Here is a 25,837-nt window from a genome sequence, read left to right on the forward strand (position 1 = left end):
ATGACCGAGACCCTGAGCAGGGCCGAGATCGAGGAGTTCTGGGACTCCTGGCTCCAGATCAACCGGGACGTCGAGGCAGCGGGCGACTGGCGGCCGATGGCCGAGTGGTACGCCGAGGACGCGACGTACGGCTGGATGTACCACCCCGACGAGCACTTCATGGCCGTGGGTCGCGACCAGATCCGCGACTGGGCGATCGGGATCGAGATGGACGGCCTGGACGGCTGGCACTACGACTACGTCTGCACGATGATCGACGAGCAGAAGTCCATGGTGCTGGGCTTCTGGAAGCAGCGCGCCGGGATCATCGACGACGCCACCGGCAAGGAGTTCGAGATCCTCGGCATCGGTGGGTCGTGGTTCGGGCTCAAGCGGGTGACCGAGGGCGCGGACGCCGGGAAGATCAAGATCGACTGGCAGCGCGACTGGTTCGACCTGCCGTCGACCGGCCACACGTTCGTGGAGATCCTCAGGTCCGGCAAGGCCCCCGACACGCTGATGAAGCGGCTCGAGGTCACCGGCCACGGCGTGCCCGGGCACTACCACTACGCCGACCTGCCCTCGACGCTGTGGCCGCCGCCGGTCGAGGCGGGGCAGTACGTCACCCAGGCAGCTCCGGCGGTGTCCTCGTGAGCCCCCTGCCGCCCGCTGCCCAGCAGCTGATCGACGGCAAGCTGGTCGCCGCCTCGTCCGGGGAGACCTACCCGATCCTCAACCCCGCTTCCGGTTCCGAGATCGGGCTGGCCCCCGACGGCACGGCCGCCGACGTGGAGGCCGCGATCGCGGCCGCTCGCCGCGCGTTCGACGAGAGCGACTGGTCGACCGACCGCGAGCTGAGGGTGCGCTGCCTGCGCCAGCTGCACGCCGCGCTGCTGGAGGACGCGGACGCCTTCCGCGCGCTCACCACCGCCGAGGTCGGGATGCCCGGCTTCATGATGGGGGCGGCCGGCTTCGACGTACCCGTCGACGGGCTGAGGTGGGTCACCGACCTGCTGGAGGGCTACGAGTTCTCGACCGACCTGGGGGTCGCCGCACCGATGGGCATCCCGTCACGCCGCACCGTCCACCGCGAGCCGGTCGGTGTCGTCGCCGCGATCACGCCGTGGAACGTGCCGACCCAGATCAACCTCGCCAAGGTGGGGCCGGCGCTGGCCGCCGGCTGCACGGTCGTCCTCAAGCCCGCGCCCGACACGCCGTGGGTGGCCGCCGAGCTGGGCCGCCTGGTCGCCGAGCACACCGACATCCCGCCCGGTGTCCTCAACGTCGTCACGCCGCGCTCCAACGAGGTGGCCTCGGTGCTCTCGACCGACCCGCGCATCGACATGGTGTCGTTCACCGGCTCGACCGCCGTGGGCAGGGCGATCATGGCGGCGGCCGCACCCACCCTGAAGAAGGTCTTCCTCGAGCTCGGCGGCAAGTCCGCCGCGATCGCCCTCGACGACGCCGACATCGCCGCCGTCGCGGGAGGTACGGCGTTCGCCGCGTGCATCCACGCCGGTCAGGGCTGCGCCATCACGACCCGGCTGATCGTCCCGCGGGACCGGTACGACGAGGCCGTCGCCGTCGCGGCGCAGACGATGGAGTCGATCGGCGCCAAGGACCCCGCCGACCCCGGCGCGATCTGCGGCCCGGTGATCTCGGCCGTGCAGCGCGACCGCGTGGCGGCGTACTTCTCGGTCGCCCTGGAGGAGGGCGGGCGCTTCGCCACGGGCGGCTCGGTCATCGAGCAGGACGGCTTCTGGGTGCAGCCCACCGTCGTCGCCGGCCTCGACAACTCCTCGCGCCTGGCGCAGGAGGAGATCTTCGGCCCGGTGCTCGTCGTCATCGCGCACGACGGCGACGACGACGCGGTGCGGATCGCCAACGACTCGGCGTACGGGCTCTCGGGCTCGGTCGACTCGGCGTCCCTGGACCGGGCGAAGGCGGTCGCCGCGCGGATCCGGACCGGGACGCTCGCCGTCAACGGTGGTGTGTGGTTCAGCCCGGACGCGCCGTTCGGTGGGTACAAGCAGTCCGGCATCGGCCGGGAGATGGGCGTCGCCGGGTTCGAGGAGTACCTGGAGACGAAGGTGATCGCGGAGCCGGCGTGAGTGTCGTGCGAGTTTCACCGGCCGGCCGGTGAAACTCGCGCTTGGACGATGAAACTTCCTCGTCCAAGCAAGAGAAACACCGGCCGGCCGGTGAAACTTGAGACGGGTGGGGATGAAGTGAACAAGCGGTTCGAGAACAAGGTCGTCGTGGTCACCGGCGCGGCGCAGGGCATCGGGGAGGCCTACGCCAGGGCGCTGGCCCGTGAGGGCGCGGCCGTGGTGGTCGCGGACCTCAACGCCGAGGCGGGGGAGCAGGTCGCGAAGCAGATCGAGGCCGACGGCGGCCGGGCGATCTTCGTGCCGTGCGACGTGTCGTCGGCCGAGTCGGCCGAGGCGCTCGTCTCCAGGACCGTCGAGGAGCTCAGCGGCATCGACCATCTGGTCAACAACGCGGCCATCTACGGCAGCATGGAGTTCAACCTGCTGATCAGCGTCGACTGGGACTACTACCGCAGGTTCATGGCGGTGAACCTCGACGGCGCGCTGGTGATGACCCGCGCGGTCCACCCGGAGATCGCCAAGCGCGGTGGGGGAGCGATCGTCAACCAGAGCTCGACCGCGGCCTACCTCTACTCCGGCTTCTACGGCCTCGCCAAGGCGGGCATCAACAGCCTGACGCAGCAGCTCGCCCACGAGCTCGGCGGCCAGCGGATCCGGGTCAACGCGATCGCGCCCGGCCCGACCGACACCGAGGCCACCCGCACCCAGGCCGGCGACGCAGCGAAGGACATCGTCCGCAACAGCCTGGCCATCAAGCGGATGGGTTCGGTCGACGACATGGTCGGCGCCCTGCTGTTCCTGCTCTCCGACGACGCGTCGTGGGTCACCGGCCAGATCCTGGCGGTCGACGGCGGCCAGACCTTCCGGCTCTGATGGCTCCGATGGCGCCGATGGGCGAGCGCGTACGGGTCGGGTTCGTCGGCCTCGGCAACATCGGCAGGCCGATGGCGCTGCGGCTGGCGGCGGCCGAGGACATCGACCTCCAGGTGTACGACGTCGCGCCGGACCCGGTCGCCGAGCTGGTCGCCGCCGGGGCGAAGGCCGTCGGCTCCGTCGCCGAGCTCGACGTGGACGTCGTGTGCGTGATGGTGCGCGACGACGACCAGGTCCGGTCCGTCGCGGCCGACGTGGCGCCCGACACGGTGCTGGTCGTCCACTCGACCGTCGCGCCGGAGACCCCGGCCGCGCTGGCAGCCGACGGACGCCGGGTGCTCGACGCGCCGGTCAGCGGCGGGCCGATGGGTGCGGCGCAGGGGAGCCTGGCGATCATGGTCGGCGGGTCGGAGGACGCCTTCGCGGCGGCCCGGCCGGCGCTGGAGGTGATGGGCAGCAAGGTCGTGCACGCCGGTCCGGTCGGCTCCGGCACCCGGATGAAGTTGGCCCGCAACCTGATCCACTTCGTCGCGTTCACCGCCGTCACCGAGGCCCAGCGCCTCGCCGAGGCCGCCGACCTCGACCTGGCCGCACTCGGCGAGGTCGTCCGCCACACCGACGCGATCACGGGCGGACCCGGCGCGATCATGTACCGCACCACCACGGCGCCGATCGCCGAGGACGACTTCTGGCACGGCGTGTTCTCCCACGTCGCCGCGCTGGGGGAGAAGGACCTGGGCTTCGCGATCGCCCTCGCGGACGAGCTCGGCGTCGACGTACCACTGGCGCGCGAGGCGCTGCCACGACTGGGGAAGGGACTGGGACTGTGACGAGCGACGACAAGTTCGACGACCTGCCGGAGCTGCGGGCCAGGGGCCTGCGCAAGATGGAGCAGGTCTACGGCTTCGACATGACCGACGGCACCGGTGACTTCTTCCGTTACACCGCCGACCACCTGTTCGCCGACATCTGGGAGCGCCCCGGCCTCTCCGACCGCGACCGCCGCCTGCTGCTCATCGGCATGCTCGCGGGCCAGGGTGCCGCCGACGTCCTCGGCATCCAGGTCCCCGCCGCCCACGCCGCCGGCGAGCTCGACGACGACGCGCTGCGCGAGATCGTGGTCTTCCTCAGCCACTACGCCGGCTGGCCGCAGGGGGCGCGGCTGAACTCGATCGTCGAGGAGACGATCGCGAAGTCGAAGCGCAAGAAGGCCGGCTTCTAGGGGGCCTGCTCAGCCGGCCTCGAGGTTCTGCCGCATCCGGTTCAGCGCGTCCCGCACCACCTCCACCTCGGAGGCCCCCAGGCCGTCGAGCATCCGCTTCTCCAGCGCCTCGACCGCGGGCCGCTGCTCGTCGATGAGCGCGCGGCCGGCGTCGGTGAGGTGGATCAGGATCCGACGGCCGTCGTCGGGGTCGCGGAACCGCTCGACCAGGCCGCGCCGGTGCAGGGCGGCGACGAGGTCGGCCATCGACTGCGTGGTGACGAACGAGTTGCGCGCCAACGCGGCGGCGGTGAGGTCGTCGCGTCGCTCGAGCACGGTGAGCGCGGTGAACTGTAGTGCGGTCACGCCGGCCGGCTTGAGCAGGTCGTCGAGGTGCGCGCGGACAGCGAGCTCGACCTGCTTGACGGCGTACAGCAGGGACGGGGACGCACGGCGCCGGGAGTTGCTCACGACCGGACCTCCAGGGATCGACTCGCGTCCAGTCTATTGACAGGAATCCTGATGATCCAGCACCATCCCGATTCAACAGGAAACCTGTTGAATCGCCGAGAACGCCGGAGGTCGTCGTGGAACTGCCCGCATCGCTGGAGCTGCGCCGTGAGGGGCGTGACGGGGAGGTCGGGGTGCTCACGCTCGCCCGCCCCGGGAAGCGCAACGCCCTCGACGACGCGACGGTCGAGGCGCTGGGCCGGTTCTTCGAGGAGCCGCCGGCAGGCGTGGAGGTCGTCGTGCTCGACGCCCAGGGGAACCACTTCTCGGCCGGGCTGGACCTCTCCGAGCTCGCCGAGCGCGACGCCGTCGCCGGCCTGCACCACTCGCGGATGTGGCACCGGGCGTTCGGACGGATCGAGTCCGGCCGGGTGCCGGTCATCTCCGTGCTCAAGGGGGCCGTCGTCGGCGGCGGGCTCGAGCTGGCTGCCGCCACCCACCTGCGCGTGGCCGAGGACAGCGCCTTCTTCGCGCTGCCTGAGGGGCAGCGTGGGCTCTTCGTCGGGGGTGGCGCCTCGGTGCGGGTGCCGCGCCTGATCGGGGCCCACCGGATGGCCGACCTGATGCTCACCGGCCGCGTGCTGACCGCCGTCGAGGCCGAGCAGCTCGGCCTGGCCCACTACCGCGTGCCCGCCGGCGCCGGCCTGGCGAAGGCGCTCGAGCTCGCCGCCCGGGTCGCGAGCAACTCGGCGGTCACCAACTACGCCGTGCTGCACGCGCTCCCGCAGATCGCCGCCTCCGCACCGGAGGCGGGGCTGCTCATGGAGTCGCTGATGGCGGCGGTCGCGCAGAGCAGCGGCGAGGCGAAGGAGCGGATGGCGGACTTCCTGGCCGGCCGTGCGGCCAAGGTGGGAGAGGGGCGATGAGCGCGCCCGAGCTGCTGAACGGTCCCATGCCCGCGGCCGTCGAACGCGCCCGGGTGCAGGGGTTCCTGCGCTGGCTCGCGGCCGAGCGCGGTGTCACGCTCGCCACGTGGGAGGAGCTGCACGCCTGGTCGGTCGCCGAGCTCGAGCAGTTCTGGGCGGCGGTGTGGGACTACTTCGGCGTCCGCGCCCATGCGCCGTACGACGCGGTGCTGCTCGAGCGCACCATGCCCGGCACGCAGTGGTTCCCCGGCGCCCGCCTCAACTACGCCGAGCACTGCCTCGGCCTCCCCGAGGACGCCGACCGCGTCGCCGTCGTGGCCGTGAGCCAGACCCGGGAGCGGCGCGAGCTGACCTTCGCCCGGCTCGCCGACGACGTACGACGCGTGCGCGCCGGCCTGCAGCGCCTCGGCGTCGGCCCGGGCGACCGGGTGGCGGCGTATCTCCCCAACATCCCCGAGACCCTCGTCGCCTTCCTCGCCACCGCCAGCCTCGGCGCGGTCTGGGCGAGCTGCGCGCCGGAGTTCGGTGCGCTCGCCGTGGCCGACCGGTTCGCGCAGGTGGAGCCGACGGTGCTGCTCGCCGTGGCCGGCTACACCTACGGTGACAAGGCGGTCGACCGGCGCGGCGAGGTCGCCGAGATCCGGGCCGCGCTGCCCACCGTCGAGCACGTCGTCCACGTGCCCTACGGCCCGCAGGCCCTGCCCGACAGCACGCCCTGGGCCGAGCTGGTCGCCGACACCGACGCGCCGCTGGCCTTCGAGCCGGTCCCCTTCGACCATCCGCTGTGCATCCTCTTCTCCTCGGGCACCACCGGGAAGCCGAAGGCGATCGTGCACCGCCACGGCGGGATCCTGCTCGAGCACCTCAAGAACCACGCCTTCCACTGGGACCTCGGCGCTGACGACCGGCTGCTCTGGTTCACCACCACCGCCTGGATGATGTGGAACACCCTGGTCTCCGCGCTGCTGGTCCGCGCATCGGTGGTGATGATCGACGGCAACCCGCTGCACCCGGACCTGCGCGCGCAGTGGCGCCTGGCCGCCGAGACCGGCGCCACCCTGGTGGGCGCGAGCCCGGGCTACCTGATGGCCTGCCGCAAGGACGGCGTCCGTCCGGCCGAGGAGCACGACCTGTCGCGGCTGCGGCAGATCGGCGCGGCCGGGAGCCCCCTGCCCGCTGAGGGATTCCGCTGGGTGGCCGAGCAGTTCGGCGACCGGGTGCTGCTCAACGTCGGCAGTGGCGGCACCGACGTGTGCACCGGCCTGGTCCAGGCCTCGCCGCTGCAGCCGGTCTGGGTGGGGGAGATGACCTACCCGAGCCTGGGTGTCGACCTCCACGCGTACGACGACCGGGGCCGTCCCGTCGTCGGCGACGTCGGCGAGCTGGTGATCACCTCCCCGATGCCGTCGATGCCGGTCGGCTTCTGGGGCGACGACGACGGAGAGCGGTTCCGCGCGGCGTACTTCGACACCTTCCCCGGCGTCTTCCGGTTCGGCGACTGGTGCCGGTTCTCGGAGGTCGGGTCCTGCGTGATCACGGGTCGTTCCGACGCGACGCTCAACCGCGGCGGCGTCCGGCTCGGGACCGCCGAGTTCTACCGCGCCCTGCAGGACGTCCCGGAGATCACCGACAGCGTCGTCGTGCACCTCGAGGACCCTGAGGGCGGGCTCGGCCGGCTGTTGCTCTTCGTCGTCCCGGCCGCCGGCGTCGAGATCGACGACGACCTGCGGCGGCACCTGGCCACGACGCTGCGCACCGCGCTCTCGCCGCGGCACGTCCCCGACGAGATCGTCCCGGTGCCGGCCGTCCCCTACAGCCGCACCGGCAAGAAGCTCGAGGTGCCGGTCAAGCGGATCCTGCGCGGAGGCGACCCCGGCACGGTCGCATCCGCCGGGGCGTTGCTGGACCCGAGCGCGCTCGACGCCTTCGCGCGCTACCGCGACGGGGGCCTGCGATGACGAGGCCGGTCGCCGTCGTCGGCACCGGGACCATCGGCGCCAGCTGGGCTGCGCTCTTCCTCGCTCGTGGCCACGACGTCCGTGCCCACGACCCCGCGCCCGGAGCTGAAGCGAGGTTGAGGAACGCCGTCGCCGACGCCTGGCCGGCCCTGGCCCGGCTCGGCCTGGCCCCCGGCGCGGACCGCTCCCGGCTCTCGTTCCACGGCCACCTCGACGCCGCGCTCCACGATGCCGGCTTCGTGCAGGAGTCCGGCCCCGAGGACCTCGACCTCAAGGCCGCGCTGCTGGGGGCGATCGACGCGAACGCGCCCGCCGACGCGGTCGTCGCCAGCAGCTCCTCGGGCCTGATGCCCTCCACGCTGCAGGCGATGTGCGCCCGCCACCCCGAGCGGGTGCTCGTCGGCCACCCCTTCCACCCGGCCGCGCTCGTCCCGCTCGTCGAGGTGGTTCCCGGCGCGGCGTCGACCGAACGGGTCGTCACCCGGGCGATCGCGTTCTACGCCGACCTCGGCAAGCGCCCGATCGTCGTACGTCGCGAGGTCCCGGGCCACGTCACCAACCGCCTGCAGGCGGCGCTGTGGCGTGAGGCCTACTCACTCGTCGAGCGCGGCGTGGCCACCGTCGCCGACATCGACACCGCGATCAGCAACGGCCCCGGCCTGCGCTGGGCCCTGCTGGGCCCGCTCGTCGGGCAGCACCTGTCCGGCGGGCCCGGCGGGATGGCGCACACCCTGCGCCACCTCGGTCCGCCGGCCCAGGCCTGGATGGACGACCTCGGCACCCCGCAGCTCACCGACGAGCTGGCCGACCTCCTGGTCCGCGGTGTCGACGACGAGCTCGCCGGCATCGACCAGCAGGCGATGGCCGCCGCCCGGGACGAGCTCCTCGTCGACCTGCTCGCCCGCAAGCGCGACGCCACCGCGCTCCCCTGAGGAGGAGGACCCCATGACCTACGCACCCCGCATCGACCCGGACGCGATCGTCGCGCTCGACATGCACGCCCACGTCGAGGCGGACGACCACGGCCGTCTCTCCCTCGACCAGGAGCTCCTCGACGCCTCGGCGACGTACTTCAGGGCCGACCAGGACCGCACGCCGACCGTCGAGCGGCTGGCCGCCCACTACCGCGCGCGGAGCATGGCGGCCGTCGTCTTCACCGTCGACGCGACGACCGCACTCGGCCACCCGGCCCTGTCCAGCGAGGAGATCGCCGAGCAGGCCGCCGAGCACGCCGACGTCCTGGTCCCGTTCGGCTCCGTCGACCCGCTGACCGGCGACGCCGCGGTGAGGCGAGCCCGCCTCCTCGTCGAGAGGTACGGCGTGCGCGGGTTCAAGTTCCACCCGAGCCTGCAGGCCTTCCGGCCCGACGACCCGGCGTACGCCCCGCTCTGGGCGACCCTCGAGGAGCTCGGCGTGGTGGCGTTGTTCCACACCGGCCAGACCGGGATCGGCGCCGGGCTGCCCGGCGGCCGGGGCATCAAGCTGCGCTGGTCCGACCCGATGCTGATCGACGACGTGGCTGCCGACTTCCCGAACCTGCGGATCGTGCTGGCGCACCCGGGCGTCCCGTGGGTCGACTCCTCGATGGCGATCGCCACCCACAAGGCCAACGTGTTCATCGACCTGTCGGGCTGGGCGCCCAAGTACCTCCCGCCCCAGCTGGTCCGGCAGGCGGGCACGATCCTGCGCCACAAGGTGCTCTTCGGCTCGGACTACCCGGTGCTCGCGCCGGACCGCTGGCTCGCCGAGTTCGCCGCGCTGGACGTCCCGGACCTCGCGCGGCCCCTCATCCTCAAGGAGAACGCCCTGGCCCTGCTGGGGCTCAGCGGCTGACGAGGGCCTCGAACGAGTCGAGCAGCACCTCGATGCCGTCGAGGAAGACCTCGCGCGGAGTCAGCGCCAGCAGGTCGGGGAGCACGGCGGCGAGCGCCGGGTGCCGCGCGGGGTCGACGGCGCGCAGGTCGCCGACCCAGCTCGACGGCGGGACGCCGGCGATCTCCATCAGCCGCTGCCCGGCCAGGGTCGCGGCAGCGGCGAGCACGTAGCTGGAGTACGCCGCGTAGCAGCGCACCACCTGCTGCCGGTCGAGGCCGGCCCGGCCCAGCTGGCTGAGGATCCAGTCGATGACGTCGAGCTCGCCCTGGCCTCCGGTCGCGATGGCGGTCGCCTCGGCGCCGACCTGGGGATGGGCCGCGAAGACGTCGATGGTGCTGATGGCGCCCTCGCGCAGCTGGTCGCGCCACGGAGCGTCCCGGTCGACGCCCGCGAGGGACGTCGCGATGAGCCCGTCGAGCAGGGCGGCCATCAGCTCGTCCTTGTCGCGGAACCGGCGGTAGATCGCGGTCGGGTCGGCGCCCAGCGCTGCGCCCAGGCTGCGGAAGGTCAGGGGCGCGCCGCTCGCGACGAGCTCGGTCGCGGTCGCGAGGATCGCCTCGCGGTCCAGCGCGACGCGCTCCCTCGAACGGCGGGTGTCGGCACTCATCTGTCCTCCTTCGTGACGCTCCCACCCTACCTGCGCCAACACTGTTGCCAACGCCGTTGACAACGCTGTTGTCACGGACTTAGCGTACCGACGGACGTGACCCCGCCCACACCCCGATCACCCGAGGAACCGCCTTGACGACGCACGCAGACCTCCTGTTCACCGGTGGCCCCGTCCACCTCGGCAACGCCGCCCGCAGCCGCGCGAGCGCGGTCGCCGTGAAGGGCGAGCGGATCGTGGCGGTCGGGCACGACGAGCTGCGCGAGCTCGTCGGCCCGGCGACGGAGGTCGTCGACCTCGGCGGTCGTCTGCTGGTCCCCGGCTTCCAGGACGCCCACGTGCACCCGGTCGGTGCCGGCGTCGAGCTCGGCCAGTGCGACCTCACCGAGACGGTGGACGTCGAGGAGTACCGCCGCCGGATCGCTGCGTACGCCGCCGCGAACCCCGACCGGCCCTGGATCACCGGCGGCGGCTGGTCGATGGAGAGCTTCCCCGGCGGTGCCCCGGACCGCGCGTTCCTCGACGCGATCGTCCCCGACCGCCCGGTCTACCTGGCCAACCGCGACCACCACGGCGCCTGGGCCAACAGCCGCGCTCTCGAGCTCGCCGGCATCGACGCCCGCACCCCCGACCCGGTCGACGGCCGGATCGAGCGCGACGCGGACGGCGTCCCCACCGGCATGCTGCAGGAGGGTGCGATGCACCTCGTCGCCGCCGTGGTGCCCGACACGACCCGCGAGGAGAGGCTCGCCGGGCTGCTGCGCGCCCAGGGCGTGCTGCACTCGCTCGGCATCACCGCCTGGCAGGACGCCCTCGTCGGCACCAACCCGGTCATGGGCGACGCCTCGACGGCGTACGCCGACGCGCTCGACGCCGACCTGCTCACCGCCCGTGTCGTGGGCGCCCTGTGGTGGAGCCGCGAGCGCGGTGCCGAGCAGATCGACGACCTGCTGGGCGCCCGGGAGGCGATGACCCGCGGCGGCTTCCGCGCCACGAGCGTCAAGATCATGCAGGACGGCATCGCCGAGAACCACACGGCCGCGATGATCAGCCCCTACGGACCCGGCTGCGGATGTCGCAACGCCGGCGACCACCGCGGGCTGTCCTTCGTCGACCCCGAGGCGCTCAAGGAGCACGTCACCGCCCTCGACGCGCATGGCTTCCAGGTGCACTTCCACGCCCTCGGCGACCGCGCGGTCCGCGAGGCGCTCGACGCCATCGAGGTGGCCCGGCACAAGAACGGACTCACCGACGGCCGGCACCACCTGGCGCACCTGCAGGTCGTGCACCCCGACGACGTCGCGCGGTTCCGCGCCCTCGGCGCCACGGCCAACATCCAGGCACTGTGGGCCGCCCACGAGCCGCAGATGGACGAGCTCACGATCCCGTTCCTCGGCCCCGAGCGGTCGGCGTGGCAGTACCCGTTCGGCTCGCTGCTGCGCACCGGCGCGGTCCTCGCGGCCGGCAGCGACTGGCCGGTCAGCAGCGCCGACCCGATCCTCGGCATCCACGTCGCGGTCAACCGGGTCGAGCCCGACACCGACGGCCCCGTCTTCTACGCCGACGAGCGGATCGACCTCGGCAGCGCGCTGGCGGCGTACACCTCGGGCACGGCGTACGTGAACCACCTCGACGACACCGGCACCATCGCCGTCGGCAACCTCGCCGACCTGGCCGTGCTCGACCGTGACCCGTTCGACGGCCCGGCGGCCGACATCTGGGACACGCACGTCGAGCAGACCTTCGTCGGGGGAGCACGGGTCTTCGCCCGATGACCCACCAGCCGAACAGCCCCGCCACCAGGAGGAGAACCGTGAACCGACGCCACCTCACGCGCATCACCGCGCTGCTCGTCACCTGCACCGTGGCCGCCGGCTGCGGTCGATCGGCCGACAGTCCCGAGACCTCGAGGACGGCGGGCGACCTCAGGTCCACGACGACCGCAGCCACCAAGGACGCCGACCCGATCACCTGGGCGGTCTACCGCGACGTGCAGACGATCGACCCGCTCTACGTCTTCGACTATCCCGACAACACCGCCCTCACGCTGTTCTGCGAGTCCCTGCTGCGCACCCAGCCGGACGGCACGATCACCGACGGGCTCGCCTCGCTCTCGCGCACCGACCCGACCACCCTGGTGCTGGACCTGGACCCCGACGCCACGTTCTGGGACGGCAGCAAGGTCAGCGCCGAGGACGTCGTCTACAGCCTCGAGCGGCAGCGCGACCCGGAGCTCGGCGGCTTCTACGCCGCCACCTTCAGCCGGGTCGACACGATCACCGCCACGACCGACGAGCAGGTCACGATCAGGCTCAAGCAGGCCGACTACTGGCTCGACGGCGAGCTCGCGTCGCTGCCCGGCGTCGTCGTGCAGAAGAAGTACGTCGAGGCGAAGGGCGCCGACTACGGCACGCCCTCGGGCGGCGTGATGTGCAGTGGTGCCTACAGGTTCGAGTCCTGGTCGCCGGCGAGCGGCGTGGTCGCCGTCCCCAACGACCACTACTGGGGCCAGGCCGAGCCGCGGGTCGCGAGGATCACCCTCAAGGGCGTCGTCGACGAGGCTGCGCTGACCTCCTCGCTCATCGCCGGGGAGATCGGCGGCACCTACCCGCCGGCCATCTCGACCCTGCCGGTCCTCGAGGACGACAAGGCCGTCACCGTGACCCAGGGCCCCGGCTACGCCACCGCCGCACTCGTCATCAGCAACCTGAAGGGCACGCTGAGCGACGTCCGGGTGCGCCAGGCACTGTCGCTCGCGCTCGACCGCGACGGCATCGTCGAGAACGTCTACCACGGTGCGGCGACCGAGGCCCGCTGGCTCGCCAACCCCGGCACCTTCGCGTCGGCGCGCGACACCTACCAGGCGGCGTACGACGAGAGCCCGGCCCTGGAGCAGGACCTGACCAAGGCCAGGAAGCTGGTCGACGAGGCCGGCGCGGCCGGACGGACGATCACGATCGGCATGTCCTCGGCGATCCCCGACATCGCCTACACCGCCGGTGCCTTCAAGACCGCGGGCGAGAAGATCGGCCTGAAGGTGGAGTTCAAGTCCGTCTCCGCCGAGGCGTTCATCAACTTCTTCATCGACCCCAAGGCGCGCGAGGGCATCGACGCCTTCCCGACGGTGACCTACGGCGACTACGCCGACCCCGCCGCGCTCTCCGCGACCGTGGTGCTGCCGGACGGCGCGCAGAACTACTCCGGCTTCGACGACCCGGAGATCACCTCGCTGATGGAGCAGGCCCGCGGCACCGAGGACCCGGACGCCCGCGCGAAGCTGGTCATCGAGGCGCAGCGCAAGACCATGGAGCAGATGCCGTGGATCCCCACCGCGCAGCCGAACGCGGTGCTCGTGACCAGCAACCAGCTGACGGGTGCGGTGTCGTCGTTCGCGTACATGTCCTCCCCGTGGGCCGACCACCTGGGAGCACGCTGATGCGTCTCGGATACCTGCTGCGCCGGGTCGCGATGCTGGCGGTGACGCTCCTCGTCGCCAGCTTCGCGATCTTCGCGGCGACCTACGTCGCACCGGGCAACCCGCTCGCCGCGCTGTCCGGCGGCAAGACGCTGTCTCCCGAGGCGCAGGCGGTGCTCGAGAAGCGCTACCACCTCGACGAGGGCTTCGCTGCGCAGTACTGGCACTGGCTCTCCGGTGCCCTCCACGGCGACCTGGGGGTGTCGATCCCGCTGCACGAGGACGTCTCCTCGCTCATCGCCGACCGCGCCTGGATCACGTTGAGCCTCGTGCTCTACGCCGCGGTGATCATCGTGGTCCTCGGCATCGGCCTGGGCCTGCTCGCCGGTCTGCGGCCGGGGTGGATCGACTCGTCGATCCTGGTCGTCTCCTCGATGGCCGCGGCCGTCCCCGCCTTCGTCGCGGCGATCGTCCTGATCGCGGTGTTCGCGGTCTCCCTCGGCTGGTTCCCGACGATCGGGACCGGTGACGGGTTCCTCGGGCACCTCGAGCACCTCACCCTGCCGGCGGTGGCGCTCGCGCTGTCGTCGGTCGCCGTCGTGGCGCGGGTGACCCGGACCGCGATCCGCGAGGAGGTCGCGCGCGAGCACGTGCAGACCGCCATCAGCCGCGGCATCCCGCAGCACTTCGTCATCACCCGGCACGTGCTGCGCAACGCGGCCATCCCGATCACCACCGTGACCGGCGTGACCGTCGCGAGCCTCATCGCGATCTCATCGGTGGTCGAGACGTCCTTCGGCCTCAACGGCCTGGGCCAGTACCTCGTGAAGTCGGCGCAGGGCAAGGACATCGCCGTCGTGCAGGGCATCTCGCTCGTGCTCGTGGTCGCGTTCGTCCTCGTCAACCTCGTGGTCGACACCATGTACGCCGTCCTCGACCCGCGGGTCGAGCTCGGCGCGAAGGCCGCCGCGTGAGCGCCGTCGCCGCCCCCGTGGTGGGGACGAAGCCGGTCCGCAGGCGCCGTCGTACCGGTCTCGGCGTGACGGGCTGGGTCTCGGCCGCCGTCGTCGGGCTGGCCACGCTGATCGCCGTCGTCGGCCCACTGGTCGCGCCGCACGATCCCAACCAGGCCGACCTGGCGCAGGCCTGGATCGCCCCCGGCGGCGAGCACCTGCTCGGCCTCGACGTCCAGGGCCGCGACGTGCTGTCCCGGATCCTGGCCGGTGCCCGGTCCTCGATGCTCGGGCCGCTGCTGATCGTGGTGCTGTGCATGACGATCGGCTCGTTGCTCGGCCTGGTGTCCGCGTGGCGCGGCGGCATGGTCGACGCAGGCGTCTCCGCCGGTCTCGACATCCTGTTCGCGTTCCCCGGCGTGCTGCTCGCTGCGCTCACGGCGGCGGTGTTCGGGGCGGGCCTGTGGGCAGCGGTCCTCGCGATGGCGGTCGCCTACACGCCCTTCGTGGCGCGGATCCTGCGCAGCGCGATGCTCAAGGAGCGCAACCAGCCCTACATCACGGCACTCGAGGTCCAGGGCCTCGGCGCCACGGCGATCTGCCTGCGGCACGTGCTGCCCAACGTCTTCCCGTTCATGGTGGCCCAGGGCTCGATCCTGTTCGGGTACGCCGTGCTCGACCTCGCGGTCATCTCCTACCTCGGCATCGGCGTGCAGCCGCCCGACCCGGACTGGGGCGTGATGATCTCCGAGAACCAGTCGGGCATCCTGCTCGGCTACCCGTTGCCCGCGCTGTGCGCCGGCGCCTGCATCGTCGCGGTCGTCGTTGCCATGAACCTGCTCGGGGAGCGGCTGCTCGAGCGGGCCGGGAAGGACGGTGGCCGATGAGCACGCCGCTGCTCGAGGTCGACGGCCTGGGCCTCGACCTGCTCGTCGCCGGCGAGCACCGCTCGGTGCTGCGTGACGTCTCCTTCACCGTCGCCCAGGGCGAGGCGGTCGGCCTGGTCGGCGAGTCCGGATCGGGCAAGTCGATGACGGTCCGCGCGATCGACCGGCTGCTGCCCGCGGGTGCCCGCCAGCGCGGTTCCGTCCGGTTCGACGGCTCGGACGTGGCCTCCCTGTCCGGGGCGGCGCTGCGGGCCTACCGGTCCGAGGTCGCCGTCGTCTTCCAGGACCCGCGGGTGCACATCAACCCGGTCCGCCGCGTGGGCGACTTCATGACCGAGGTGCTGCGCACCAACCGCTCGGTGAAGAAGAAGGACGCGGCCGCCCGGGCGATCGCCATGCTCGCGAAGGTCGGCATCCCCGACGGGGAGCGTCGTCTCGACCAGTACCCGCACGAGCTGTCCGGCGGCCTGCTGCAGCGCGTGATGATCGCCAGCACGCTGCTCACCGAGCCCCGGCTGCTGCTCGCCGACGAGCCGACCACGGCGCTCGACGTGACCACCCAGGCCGAGATCATGGGGCTGCTCGACGAGCTGCGCCGCGAACTCGGACTGTCGGTCCTCTTCATCACCCACGACCTCGACCTGGCCGCCGCCGTGTGCGACCGGACCGCGGTCATGTACGCCGGCGAGATCGTCGAGGTGAGGGAGTCCCGCCTGTTGCACGACGACCCGCTGCACCCCTACACCGCGGCGCTGGGCGCCGCCCGGCCGCTGCTCGACCGGACCGCCCGCCTGGTCGCGATCCCCGGCCGGCCGCTCTCGGCCCTCGAGGCGCCGGCCGACGCCTGCGCGTTCGCCGGCCGCTGCCCGTACGTCGAGCCGGCCTGCACGTCCGCCGCTCCGGTCCTGGTGCCCGCCGACGGTGGCGCCGCCCGGTGCGTCCGGGTCGAGGCCCTGCGCGGAACCCTGGGAGGAGTCCACCATGCCTGAGGCTGGGGTGAACGAGAGCGAGCCCGTGCTCGAGGTCGTCGGCCTGCGCAAGACGTTCGGCGACGTCGTCGCGGTGGAGGAGGTGTCCTTCGCCGTGCGCCGGGGCGGGTCGCTCGGCATCGTCGGCGAGTCCGGATCGGGCAAGACGACCGTTGCCAAGATGATCACCGGCCAGGAGCGGCCCACCGCCGGCACCATCCGTGCCTGCGGACGGGACCGCTCGACACCGGCCCGCGGGGGATCGGAGCGACGGCTGCGCGGCCGTGAGGTGCAGATCGTCTTCCAGGACCCGTACTCCAGCCTCGACCCGCGCCAGCCGGTCGACCGGGCGATCGACGAGGTGCTGCGCCTGCACCGGCCCGACTGGTCGGCGGCCGAGCGCGCAGGGAGGGTGGCCGAGCTCGTCGGCATGGTCGGGCTCGACCAGCGGCAGGGCAGCGCGCTGCCTCGCGCCCTGTCGGGCGGTCAGCGGCAGCGCGTCGCCATCGCCCGGGCGCTCGCGGCGGAGCCGGAGGTGCTGATCCTCGACGAGTCCGTCGCTGCGCTGGACGTCTCGATCCAGGCGCAGGTGCTCAACCTGCTCATCGACCTGCGCGAGCGCCTGGGCATCACCTACGTGCTGATCAGCCACGACCTCGCCGTGGTCCGCCAGCTCACCGAGACCGTCGTCGTCATGCACCACGGCGCCGTCGTCGAGCGGGGCCGCGCCGAGGACGTCCTCGACGCACCGCAGCACGACTACACCCGGCGGCTGCGTGCCAGTGTCCCCACGCCGGGCTGGGACCTGGCCGCCGTACGACGGACCCTGCACGCGACCGCGCGGTGAGCCGGCTCACACCCACTTGTTAGCCTCGTGAGTGATGACGCGCAACGTGGCGAAGGCCGTACCGGACCAGCGGACCGAGCCGGTGATCCCGGCCGTCCTCGACTCCCTCCTCAACACCCCGGTGACCCGGGGTGCGGACGGCGTCGCGGTCTGGCGGGTCCCGACCGAGACGCTGGGTGACGAGGAGCTCCACGTCGCGCGCGACTGGCTCGACGAGGGAGAGCGGCAGCAGGCGTCGTCGTACGTCCGCGCGGAGCTGCGCCGCGCCTACGAGATCGCGCACGCCGCGGCCCGCCTGGTGGTCGGCGCCGTGTCCGACACCCCGCCGGAGAAGGTGGTCTGGGGGCGGCACCCCTGTCCGGGCTGCGGTGAGCCGCACGGCCGGCCGCGAGCCGAGGGCTCGGGCATCGAGTTCTCGTTGAGCCACACCCCCGGCCAGGTCCTCGTCGCCGTGGCCGACGTCGCCGTCGGCGTCGACGTCGAGCGCCACCCCGACGACCCGGTGGCGCTGGCCAAGCTGCTGCACCCGCGCGAGCTCGAGGAGATCGAGGCCGCGGCCCACGGCACCCTCGACGGCGGTCGCGCCACCGTGCGCTTCACCCGCGCATGGGCGCGCACCGAGGCCTACCTCAAGGGGATCGGCATCGGCCTGGGGCGCGACCCCCACCTCGACTACCTCGGCACCGACGGTGCTCCGAGCCGGACCCTGGGCGCCTGGACGGTGCGTGACGTCGTGGTGCCCGAGGGGTACGGCGCCGCGGTCGCCGTACTGGGCTGACGGCTGGTGAGCTCTCCGCGGGCCTCGGTCACGTAGCCGGCACAGTCGTTGAAAGGCGCACCGACGAGGAAGCCGCGAAGATGGCTCGGTTGCGCGGTCGGCCCGCCTTGCGCGGTCCTCAAAAACCCCTAGAAACAAGGGGAAAGTCACCGAGCAACACTGGTCGTTCGAACATGTGTGCGATAGAATCAAGCATGATCTCGGACCTCTCGGAAGCCACACCGGAGCAGCTGCTCCACGCGGCCGAGGAGAGCGTGCGTGACGCCCGTTTGCTCGAGGTTCGCAAGCTGGAGCTGCTGCTCGCCTGGGCCGACCTCCACTCCGGAGACCCGCAGGCCGAGCCCGACGCCGTGCCCGTGAAGTTCGGCGGCCCCAGGCTGATCACCCTCGGTGGGGACGGGACGCCGGAGATCCAGGACCTGGCGCTGGTCGAGATCGCGATCGCCCGCCACGAGGGCGTGCTGACCACCCGCAACGCCCTGGCCGACGCGTTCGACCTGCGCCACCGCCTCCCGAAGGTCTGGGCCGGCGTCCGTGCCGGGCGGTGCGAGGTGTGGGTGGCCCGCAAGGTCGCCCGCTGGTCCCGCAAGCTCGACCGCCACCAGGCTCGTCTCGTCGACGACGCGGTCGCCGCCGCGTTGGACGAGGCACCCGCACGGATCCTCACGATCGCCGAAGCCAAGATCATCGAGGCCGACCCGGCCGCCCACGCGAAGCGGATCAGCGACAACCGCAGGGGCAAGGGTGTCTGGTACCCCCAACCCCGCCCCGGCTCCCAGGTCGACGACCTCGACAACACCGCCGGCATCGGTGTCGTGTTCGCCCGCATCGACGAGGCCGACGCGGTCGCCCACGCCCGTACGGTCGAGGACCTCGCCACCGCCCTCGCTGAGCAGGCAGCACCGCCCGCCGACGGCGAAGCGCCCCTGGGGATGGACCACTGGCGCGCCGAGGCCTTCGCGATGCTGGCCGACCCCGCCGCCGTCCTCGCGTTCCTCCACGGAACCGACGATGAAGACGCGGAGCCTGAACCCAGCAACACCGCGCCTGCCCCGGCTGCGGAGATCGTCGTCCACCTCGCCCAACAGGCCGACGGCACCCTCGGCCCCCTGGCCCGCGTCGAAGGCCTCGGCCCCCGCCTTCTCGACCAGGTCCGCGACCTGCTCCGCCGCCACACCACCATCACCCTCACCCCGGTCATCGACCTCCACACCGGAAGGTCCGTCAACGGCTACGAGCACCCCACCGACGTCAAACACCGCACCGAGCTCCGCACCACCGGAGACGTCTTCCCCCACGCCACCGGCCTCTTCACCCAGCACGGCCGGGCACCCGACCACGACCACACCACCCCGTATGACAAGAACGGTCCCCCCGGCCAGACCGGCGACCACAACGACACCCCGTTGTCGCGACACCACCACCGAGCCAAGACCCACCTCGGCTACACCGTCCTGCAGCTCGGACCCGACCGCTGGGTCTGGGGCACACCCCACGGCCTCTACCGCCTCGTCACCGGCAGCGGCACGACCACCATCACCCGAGCCGAGTACCACCTGCTCGAGGAACAGGCGATCGTCCTCGCAGGCGACTACGCCGCCTGACGCGACGAGGTCCCGCAGCCCGTCGCTGCTGGTCTAGACCAATCCGGAGGATTTCAGCGACCTGTGGGCTCGCAGAGTTAAATCTCCGGCCGGGCCGGCGTCATGGCGAGACCTTGCGGCCGGTGTGCCGTTGATCGATCGTCCGGCCACCGCGCTGCTCGGGACGTGGCGATGACCGACGGGGAGTTCGGGACGCGGGTTCGCGGTGGGGCGCGGACGGGGGACCGACGCTTCCCGGCGCTGTCCGATCCAGTTTCCATGATCGCGGTCGTGGGCCCCCTTCGCTCCGGCCGTCGGGGAGTCCTGTCCATGTCTCGATCCTCGCGCCGGTCCCGGCGCACCCTCACTGCCCTGGTCGCCACCGTCACTGTGGGCGCCTCTCTCTCCTTCGGTGCGGCAGCCCATGCCGACGGCAACATCGGAGGCGTTCCGTACGACGTCATGGTCGCCGACGGGAGCGGCAGCAAGCAGGTGACCACCGCCGAGGGCGCCGACGTGCGTTACGTCGGCGACTCCAGCGCCTACCAGGCACTCGGCTCGTCGGGCACCGGTGTGTTCGAGCCCTTCGTGCGCCTCGGGAAGGACGGCACCGAGGCCGGCTACAACACCGGCGGCACCAAGGAGTTCGACACCAAGGCGGGCACCTGGACCCACCCGATCAAGGTCAGCGAGATCCCGGTCGTCCAGCTGGGCGGCCAGCGGTACTGGGAGCTGTGGGCCGACATCAACGAGACCAACAGCACCTCGAGAATCGACCTGACCGACCTCGAGGTCTGGTTCGCCGCCAACCCGGACCTCACGGACTACCCGTTCAACACGAACGCCTCCAACACGGCGACCAAGGTCTACGACTTCTCCGGCGACATCCAGATCAACGACGTCAACAGCGGTTCCGGCCGCGCCGACCTGCGCTACCTGGTTCCCACCGGCAACATCGCCATCCCGGCGAGCTGCAACTACGGCAACCCCGCCTGCACGACCCAGTTCGTGCTCTACAGCAAGTGGGGCAACGCGGACCCCACCTTCGCCTCGGACGGCGGCTTCGAGGAGTGGGACACCAAGGTCTACCCCTTCGTGAGCGTCACGAAGACCGCGACGACGTCGTACACGCGCACCTTCGGCTGGGACATCACGAAGTCGGCCGACCCGACCAGTCTCGACCTCAACGACGGTGAGTCCGGCAGCACCGACTGGACCGTCGGTGTCACCAAGGACGATGGCACCGACAGCGACTGGAAGGTCTCGGGGACGATCACGGTCGAGAACACCTCGAACCTCACGGCCGTGGTCACCGGCGTGACCGACACGCTCTCGGCCAGCGGCGCCGTGACCCCCGACTGCGGCAGCGTCACGTTCCCGAAGACGCTGGCGCCCGACGAGTCCTTCGAGTGCACCTACAGCAAGGCGCTGACCAGCGGCGCGGACCAGACGAACACGGCGACGGCGACGATCTCCAGCGGCGTGGAGGCACTGGGTGACGTCGCGTACGACGCCACGGTGCCGGTGCACTTCGGCGCCCCGACCAAGCTCGTCAACGACACGATCCACGTCACCGACACCAACGGTGAGGCGTGGACCGCGGACAGCTCGGACTCGTGGACCTACCCGGAGTCCTTCACCTGCGGCGAGGACGCCGGAGAGCACGAGAACACGGCGACGATCACCGAGACCGGCCAGTCGGCCGACGCCACGGTCGTCGTCACCTGTCACCACACGCCCTCGGGCACCAAGACGGCCACGCCGACCCACGTCGAGAAGGTCACCTGGGACATCAGCAAGGTGATCGACGACGGCACCCCGGGCGGCACGCACAGCGTCGACAAGGACATCACGGAACCCGACACGGAGACCTACCACGTGGTCGCCACCAAGACCGTGTCCGAGGAGGCCTTCGGCCTGCAGGGCTCGCTGACCGTGTCGAACCCCAACCCCGACGCCGTGGACGTCACCCTTGCCGACACGGGACTGACCCCCGCCGTCGCCGGCAGCAGCTGCACACTCGAGGACACCACCGTGACGGTGCCGGGCGGCACGCAGGTCCAGCCGGGCACGATCGAGGTCGACTACAGCTGTTCGTTCCCGACCGCCCAGCCGGTGGTCGGTACGACCTACCAGAACCACGCGACGATCACCGACCCGCACCTGCAGCAGCCGATCGGCGTCACCTCCGGTGACATCGTGTTCCCCGCGGCGACCCTGCTCCCGGGCAGTGACCCGCAGACCGTGACCGTCACCGACGACAACGCGCCCGACGGTGCGGGCTTCCCGGCGACCATCTCCGAGACGACGACCTTCCCGGCCTACCCGGTCGAGTACCCCGTGCCGAACGGCTGCGTGGACCACCCGAACACCGCGGCGATCACCGCTGCGGGCGTCGAGGACTCCACCAACGTGCACCTGTGCGGCCCGGCGGATGCGCCGACCGCCACCAAGACGGCCGAGTCGAGCCACTCCGAGCTCGTGACGTGGACCATCGACAAGACCGTCGAGCAGAACGGCGGCGAGCAGGTCCACGACCTCGACCTCGGCACGGTCGACGGTGCACAGACGGTCAACTACCACATCACCGCCACGAAGGAGGTCTCGAACGAGGTCTTCGGCCTGCAGGGCACGGTCACGCTGAGCAACACCAACCCGTACCCGATCGACGTGTCCGAGCTGACCGACACCGGCCTGACCCCGGCGCTCGCCGGCAGCCAGTGCACGCTGGAGGCCGACGAGGGCACCATCCCGAAGGCCGTGGGGGAGACCGCCGGAACGCTGTCGGTCCCCTACGCGTGCACCTTCGAGGGCGCGAAGCCGGAGCTCGGGACGACGTACACCAACCACGTGACGTTCACCTACGCCGACCCCAACCTCGACCTGACCCCGACCATCGAGGTCGTCAAGGGCGGCATCGAGTTCCCGGAGGCCAGCCTCCAGGAGGGCAGCGACCAGCAGACGGTGACCGTGGACGACCCGAAGGCGCCCGAGTCCGCGGGCTTCCCGCAGGAGATCTCGGAGACGACGGTGTTCCCGTCCTTCCCGATGACGTACGCCGACCACGGCACCGTCAACGAGGACAACACCGCCTTGTTCACCGAGGGAGCGACCGGCTCGTCGACCGCCACGGTGACCTACACCATCCCCGAGAAGGCGCCGATCGAGGTCCCGAAGGTCACCTGCACCACCGGTGCCTCGACGAGCGTGTCGCTGCCGGTCTCGCTCGACGGCTCGACGGGCGCCAAGTCGGTGCAGCACGTCGTCCAGCTCAGCGGTCTCCCCGCCGGCACCACGACCACGGTGACGGCGGTGCTCTACGGCCCGTCGGCCACGGCGGCCGTTCGCGGTGACACGGTGGTGGCGACGCAGACCTTCCAGGCCGGGAACGGGCAGACGTCCACCAGCCCGGTGAGCGTCGGCGAGCCGGGCTACTACACCTGGGTGATCTCGTTCCGTGACACCTCGGACGCGGTGCCGACCGACAAGGTGTGCGGCAACGTGCAGGCGTTCCTGGTGCACCGCGCCGACTACGCCCCGCTGGCCATCGGGACCGGCTTCTCCGGCCCCGTGCCCGGCGGGACCGATCGGGCAGCGGTGACCACGCTGCGGATCAAGGCGCTCGGCATCAAGGCCCGGGTCGCCACGGCGACCGAGAAGGGTGGCCGGATGCAGGTGCCGGCGCCCGGACTGGTGGGCTGGCTCAACCGGTCGGCAGCAGTCGACGACCTGATCGGCACGACCGTCATCGCCGGCCACGTGTCCGACCGGCACGACAAGCCGGGGGCGTTGTACAAGCTGCAGAAGGCCCGCAAGGGGCAGATCGTCAAGATCAACGGCCCGCACGGGGTCATGAAGTTCAAGATCGTCTCCGTGAAGGCCTACGCCCGCAGCAAGCCGTTGCCGAGTGGCATCTTCACCACGAAGGGCGAGCACCGCCTGGCGCTGGTGACGTGCACGGCCAAGGTGGTCTCGGGTGGGCGGTTCCACTACACGAAGAACCTCGTGGTGATCGCCCGGCCGATCGGCTGACCCGTCGGCGGCGCCCGGGTCTCGTCCTTCGGGGCGGGCCCGGGCGTCCGTCGCAGGATCCTGTGGTGCGGATCACCCGGGAAGGTTAAATCTCTCTCGGGACGGGCGGTTTTACCCGGAAATCCCGCGAGCGGGACTTTCGTCCTGCATAGGGTGCTTGTCTGGGTTCTGGTTGCCCCTTCCTTCTCGGGAGGCGCGGACGACCGGAGCGACGAGGGCCGGACCTGGGTTTCGCGGTGGGGCGTGGACATCGGGTCTCCGGCCGCTGCCGTGCGTCCTCGGACCGCCCATGTCCTCACCTTTGCAATGGTCGCGACGGCCCCCCTCGTTGCGACGCAATGGGGGTAACCCGCAGATGACCAGTTCCTTGCGCCCGTTCCGGCGCGGCGGCGATCCGTCGAGGGCCGTGGCCCGTCGACGACGCCACAAGATCGCACTCCTGCTGCCGGCGGTCGTGGTGGTGAGCACTGTCCTCAGTGGTCCCGCCTACGCCGACGACGTGGACGACCCGGCACCCGCGTCGCCGGACACGTCGCAGTCCACGCCGACGCCCGACCCGGCGCCGAGCGCCGAACCGAAGCCCGAGCCCAAGCCGGAGCCCGCTCCGGACCCCAAGCCGGACCCGGCCCCGGGGCCGAGCAACGACCCGGCGCCCGCTGACCAGCCGTCGGCCTCCGACGAAGGCAAGTCCGGTGCGGGCAAGAAGGACGAGGGCAAGCAGCTCGCCGACGGGGCCCCGCAGGGCGACGAGGCCGCTCCGGCGCCCGCGGCCGTCACGCTGAGCCCCTCCGCCGGCACGGTCTTCTCGGCTGCCGCCGAGGAGAAGGCCGCGGCCAAGGAGGACGACGACAGCGACAACACCAAGATGGTGGTGATCTGCAAGTACGTCAGCACGCCGGGCGGCTTCTCCCACCACGTGATCGTGAACTCGGTGAACTCGCTGAAGGGCTGGGACGGCAAGTTCCCGTCGACCACCTTCGCCGACGCCCAGAACTCGATCGTGGTGCGCTACCTGAAGAACAACGAGATCCCCGGCCAGGTGCCGGACTCGGTCTGCCCGATCATGCTCAAGCGTCCCGTGCCGACGGTCGTCAACCCCTGTGGCCCGGACAACGCGGTCTGGGGCGAGCTGACCGGGACCGGGTTCACCGTCACCCGCAACCCCGACGGCAGCCTGGTCGTGACGGCGAACGCCGGCTACTGGTTCGCGCCGCTGTCGGTGCCGCCGACGACCGAGCTGGTCTTCCCCGCACCCGACGACCCGGACCCCGAGGACCAGGACTGCACCGGTACCGCGGCGGTCGTGCCGCCGGACCCGCAGCCGGTCGACGAGTGCGGCACCGGTATCGTGCAGTGGGCCGACCCGCCGAACAGCCCCGACTACACCTGGGTGCGCAACGACGACGGCAGCGTCACCTTCACGCCGGTCCCGCCGGCCGTGTTCCCCGGCGGTGTCGAGTCGATCTCCTGGCCGGTGCCCACCGCGCACCAGGAGGCCTGCCCGAAGAAGGTCGTGGTGTGCAAGTACGTCAGCACCCCGGCCGGCTTCGAGCACCACATCGTCATCGTCAGCGTGAACGCGGTCGACCCGTCGGGCAGCGGCAAGACCTGGGACGAGGTCACCGACGCCGACTTCCCGTTCCCCTTCGAGGACGCCCAGGACTCGATCGCGATCGCCTTCGCCGACAAGGGGGACCAGTCCCACGACTTCACCCCCGAGGACTGCGGGACGAAGATCGACCCGCCGGTGGTGCCGCAGGTCGACCCGTGCAACCCGGCGGGCGTGACCAGCAACATCCACTTCGGTGCCATCCCCGATGGCGCCTGGACCGCGGACACCTCGGTGGCCGGCAAGATCACCTTCACGGCGACGGGCACCAACTACTTCAGCACCACCGGTGAGGGCGACGACAAGGTCTTCGTGAAGACGTACGTCGTCAACCTCGGTGCCGACAGTGGCGAGAAGTGCCTGATCGCTCCCGCGATCGCGCCGAACGACCCGTGCAACCCGGCCGGTGTCACCAGCAACGCGACCTGGGTCCTGCCGGCCGAGACCGCGGACTACTCGGTCTCGGTGGTCAACGGCGTGATCAAGCTGATCGGCAAGCTCGGCAAGGTCTTCGAGAGTGGCGACTCGACGTACACCTACAACCTGGCGGCCACTCCGGTCGACTCGGGCGTGGTGTGCGAGGTCGGTGGCGTCGAGGAGACCAGCCACCCGCCGAAGGACGCGGTCGACAGCGAGCAGGCTGCGACCGGGCTGCCGAACACCGGTGGTCCCGCGGGCTGGCTGATGCCGCTGGGCGTGGGCCTGGTGCTGGCCGGTGCCGGCCTGGTGCTGGCGCGACGCAAGACGGTCTGAGCCCTGAGCGGCTGATCGCCTGACCGCACGGA

The 25,837-nt window shown here is 71.6% G+C and carries 21 protein-coding genes; 19 read left to right on the forward strand and 2 right to left on the reverse strand.

Annotation, left to right across the window (positions count from 1 at the left end):
• The 5 genes from BJ958_RS23920 to BJ958_RS23940 all read left to right on the forward strand — a co-directional run bounded on the left by BJ958_RS23920 (window position 1) and on the right by BJ958_RS23940 (window position 4,185).
• Entirely contained in the window at window positions 1–633 is a 633-nt protein-coding gene (locus BJ958_RS23920; protein ID WP_179729308.1) for a nuclear transport factor 2-like protein, read from the forward strand.
• Window positions 630–2,090 (forward strand): aldehyde dehydrogenase, encoded by a 1,461-nt coding sequence (locus BJ958_RS23925; protein ID WP_179729309.1) that lies wholly within the window; start codon window positions 630–632, stop codon window positions 2,088–2,090. Before BJ958_RS23920 ends, BJ958_RS23925 begins: the two co-directional genes overlap by 4 nt.
• Window positions 2,091–2,207: 117 nt before the next feature.
• Complete coding sequence (locus BJ958_RS23930; protein WP_343052778.1) at window positions 2,208–2,963, forward strand: SDR family oxidoreductase; 756 nt, start codon at window positions 2,208–2,210, stop codon at window positions 2,961–2,963.
• A gap of 17 nt (window positions 2,964–2,980) precedes the next feature.
• Complete coding sequence (locus BJ958_RS23935; RefSeq protein WP_179729311.1) at window positions 2,981–3,793, forward strand: NAD(P)-dependent oxidoreductase; 813 nt, start codon at window positions 2,981–2,983, stop codon at window positions 3,791–3,793.
• Window positions 3,790–4,185: a carboxymuconolactone decarboxylase family protein gene (locus BJ958_RS23940; protein WP_273521213.1), complete on the forward strand. Its 396-nt coding sequence runs from the start codon at window positions 3,790–3,792 to the stop codon at window positions 4,183–4,185. Before BJ958_RS23935 ends, BJ958_RS23940 begins: the two co-directional genes overlap by 4 nt.
• A gap of 9 nt (window positions 4,186–4,194) precedes the next feature.
• On the opposite strand, the gene BJ958_RS23945 is transcribed toward BJ958_RS23940, so the two are convergent.
• Window positions 4,195–4,635, reverse strand: coding sequence for a MarR family winged helix-turn-helix transcriptional regulator (locus tag BJ958_RS23945; RefSeq protein WP_343052779.1), 441 nt, complete (start codon window positions 4,633–4,635; stop codon window positions 4,195–4,197).
• A 116-nt stretch (window positions 4,636–4,751) separates the two neighbouring features.
• Here BJ958_RS23945 and BJ958_RS23950 point away from each other — a divergent pair, with 116 nt between their 5' ends.
• Genes BJ958_RS23950 through BJ958_RS23965 form a run of 4 tightly spaced genes read left to right on the forward strand, consistent with a single transcriptional unit; the run spans window position 4,752 to window position 9,331 of the window.
• Window positions 4,752–5,540 (forward strand): crotonase/enoyl-CoA hydratase family protein, encoded by a 789-nt coding sequence (locus BJ958_RS23950; RefSeq protein ID WP_179729312.1) that lies wholly within the window; start codon window positions 4,752–4,754, stop codon window positions 5,538–5,540.
• A complete protein-coding gene (locus tag BJ958_RS23955; protein WP_179729313.1) occupies window positions 5,537–7,498 on the forward strand; it encodes an acetoacetate--CoA ligase in 1,962 nt (653 codons plus the stop codon). The genes BJ958_RS23950 and BJ958_RS23955 overlap by 4 nt, the downstream gene beginning before the upstream one ends.
• Window positions 7,495–8,430 carry a 3-hydroxyacyl-CoA dehydrogenase NAD-binding domain-containing protein gene (locus BJ958_RS23960; protein ID WP_179729314.1) on the forward strand — a complete coding sequence of 312 codons (936 nt, stop codon included), beginning with the start codon at window positions 7,495–7,497 and terminating at the stop codon, window positions 8,428–8,430. The genes BJ958_RS23955 and BJ958_RS23960 overlap by 4 nt, the downstream gene beginning before the upstream one ends.
• A gap of 13 nt (window positions 8,431–8,443) precedes the next feature.
• The gene (locus tag BJ958_RS23965; protein ID WP_179729315.1) at window positions 8,444–9,331 is read left to right on the forward strand and encodes an amidohydrolase family protein; all 888 of its coding nucleotides are present in this window, start codon (window positions 8,444–8,446) and stop codon (window positions 9,329–9,331) included.
• Here BJ958_RS23965 and BJ958_RS23970 read toward each other — a convergent pair.
• Window positions 9,321–9,980, reverse strand: coding sequence for a TetR/AcrR family transcriptional regulator (locus BJ958_RS23970; protein WP_179729316.1), 660 nt, complete (start codon window positions 9,978–9,980; stop codon window positions 9,321–9,323). The two genes, BJ958_RS23965 and BJ958_RS23970, sit on opposite strands and share 11 nt — an antisense overlap.
• 134 nt (window positions 9,981–10,114) lie before the next feature.
• Between BJ958_RS23970 and BJ958_RS23975 the strand changes: the two genes are divergently transcribed.
• From BJ958_RS23975 to BJ958_RS24020, 10 genes are all read left to right on the forward strand, one after another.
• Entirely contained in the window at window positions 10,115–11,755 is a 1,641-nt protein-coding gene (locus BJ958_RS23975) for an amidohydrolase (RefSeq protein WP_179729317.1), read from the forward strand.
• Between the two features lie 38 nt (window positions 11,756–11,793).
• Window positions 11,794–13,416, forward strand: a complete 1,623-nt coding sequence (locus tag BJ958_RS23980) for an ABC transporter substrate-binding protein (protein ID WP_179729318.1) — start codon at window positions 11,794–11,796, stop codon at window positions 13,414–13,416.
• Window positions 13,416–14,369 carry an ABC transporter permease gene (locus BJ958_RS23985; protein ID WP_179729319.1) on the forward strand — a complete coding sequence of 318 codons (954 nt, stop codon included), beginning with the start codon at window positions 13,416–13,418 and terminating at the stop codon, window positions 14,367–14,369. The genes BJ958_RS23980 and BJ958_RS23985 overlap by 1 nt, the downstream gene beginning before the upstream one ends.
• The gene (locus tag BJ958_RS28245; RefSeq protein WP_218865951.1) at window positions 14,366–15,235 is read left to right on the forward strand and encodes an ABC transporter permease subunit; all 870 of its coding nucleotides are present in this window, start codon (window positions 14,366–14,368) and stop codon (window positions 15,233–15,235) included. Before BJ958_RS23985 ends, BJ958_RS28245 begins: the two co-directional genes overlap by 4 nt.
• Window positions 15,232–16,224, forward strand: a complete 993-nt coding sequence (locus tag BJ958_RS23995; protein WP_179729320.1) for an ABC transporter ATP-binding protein — start codon at window positions 15,232–15,234, stop codon at window positions 16,222–16,224. The genes BJ958_RS28245 and BJ958_RS23995 overlap by 4 nt, the downstream gene beginning before the upstream one ends.
• Window positions 16,217–17,050: an ABC transporter ATP-binding protein gene (locus tag BJ958_RS24000; RefSeq protein WP_179729321.1), complete on the forward strand. Its 834-nt coding sequence runs from the start codon at window positions 16,217–16,219 to the stop codon at window positions 17,048–17,050. Before BJ958_RS23995 ends, BJ958_RS24000 begins: the two co-directional genes overlap by 8 nt.
• Window positions 17,051–17,084: 34 nt before the next feature.
• A complete protein-coding gene (locus BJ958_RS24005) occupies window positions 17,085–17,828 on the forward strand; it encodes a 4'-phosphopantetheinyl transferase family protein (RefSeq protein ID WP_179729322.1) in 744 nt (247 codons plus the stop codon).
• 194 nt (window positions 17,829–18,022) lie between these two features.
• Window positions 18,023–19,432 (forward strand): hypothetical protein, encoded by a 1,410-nt coding sequence (locus tag BJ958_RS24010; protein WP_179729323.1) that lies wholly within the window; start codon window positions 18,023–18,025, stop codon window positions 19,430–19,432.
• A 309-nt stretch (window positions 19,433–19,741) separates the two neighbouring features.
• A complete protein-coding gene (locus BJ958_RS24015) occupies window positions 19,742–23,443 on the forward strand; it encodes a class F sortase (protein WP_179729324.1) in 3,702 nt (1,233 codons plus the stop codon).
• Between the two features lie 355 nt (window positions 23,444–23,798).
• On the forward strand, window positions 23,799–25,805 hold the full coding sequence (locus BJ958_RS24020) for an LPXTG cell wall anchor domain-containing protein (RefSeq protein WP_179729325.1): 2,007 nt from the start codon (window positions 23,799–23,801) through the stop codon (window positions 25,803–25,805).
• Window positions 25,806–25,837 lie beyond the last annotated feature (32 nt).

This window comes from Nocardioides kongjuensis (assembly GCF_013409625.1).
Taxonomy (GTDB): Bacteria; Actinomycetota; Actinomycetes; order Propionibacteriales; family Nocardioidaceae; genus Nocardioides; species Nocardioides kongjuensis.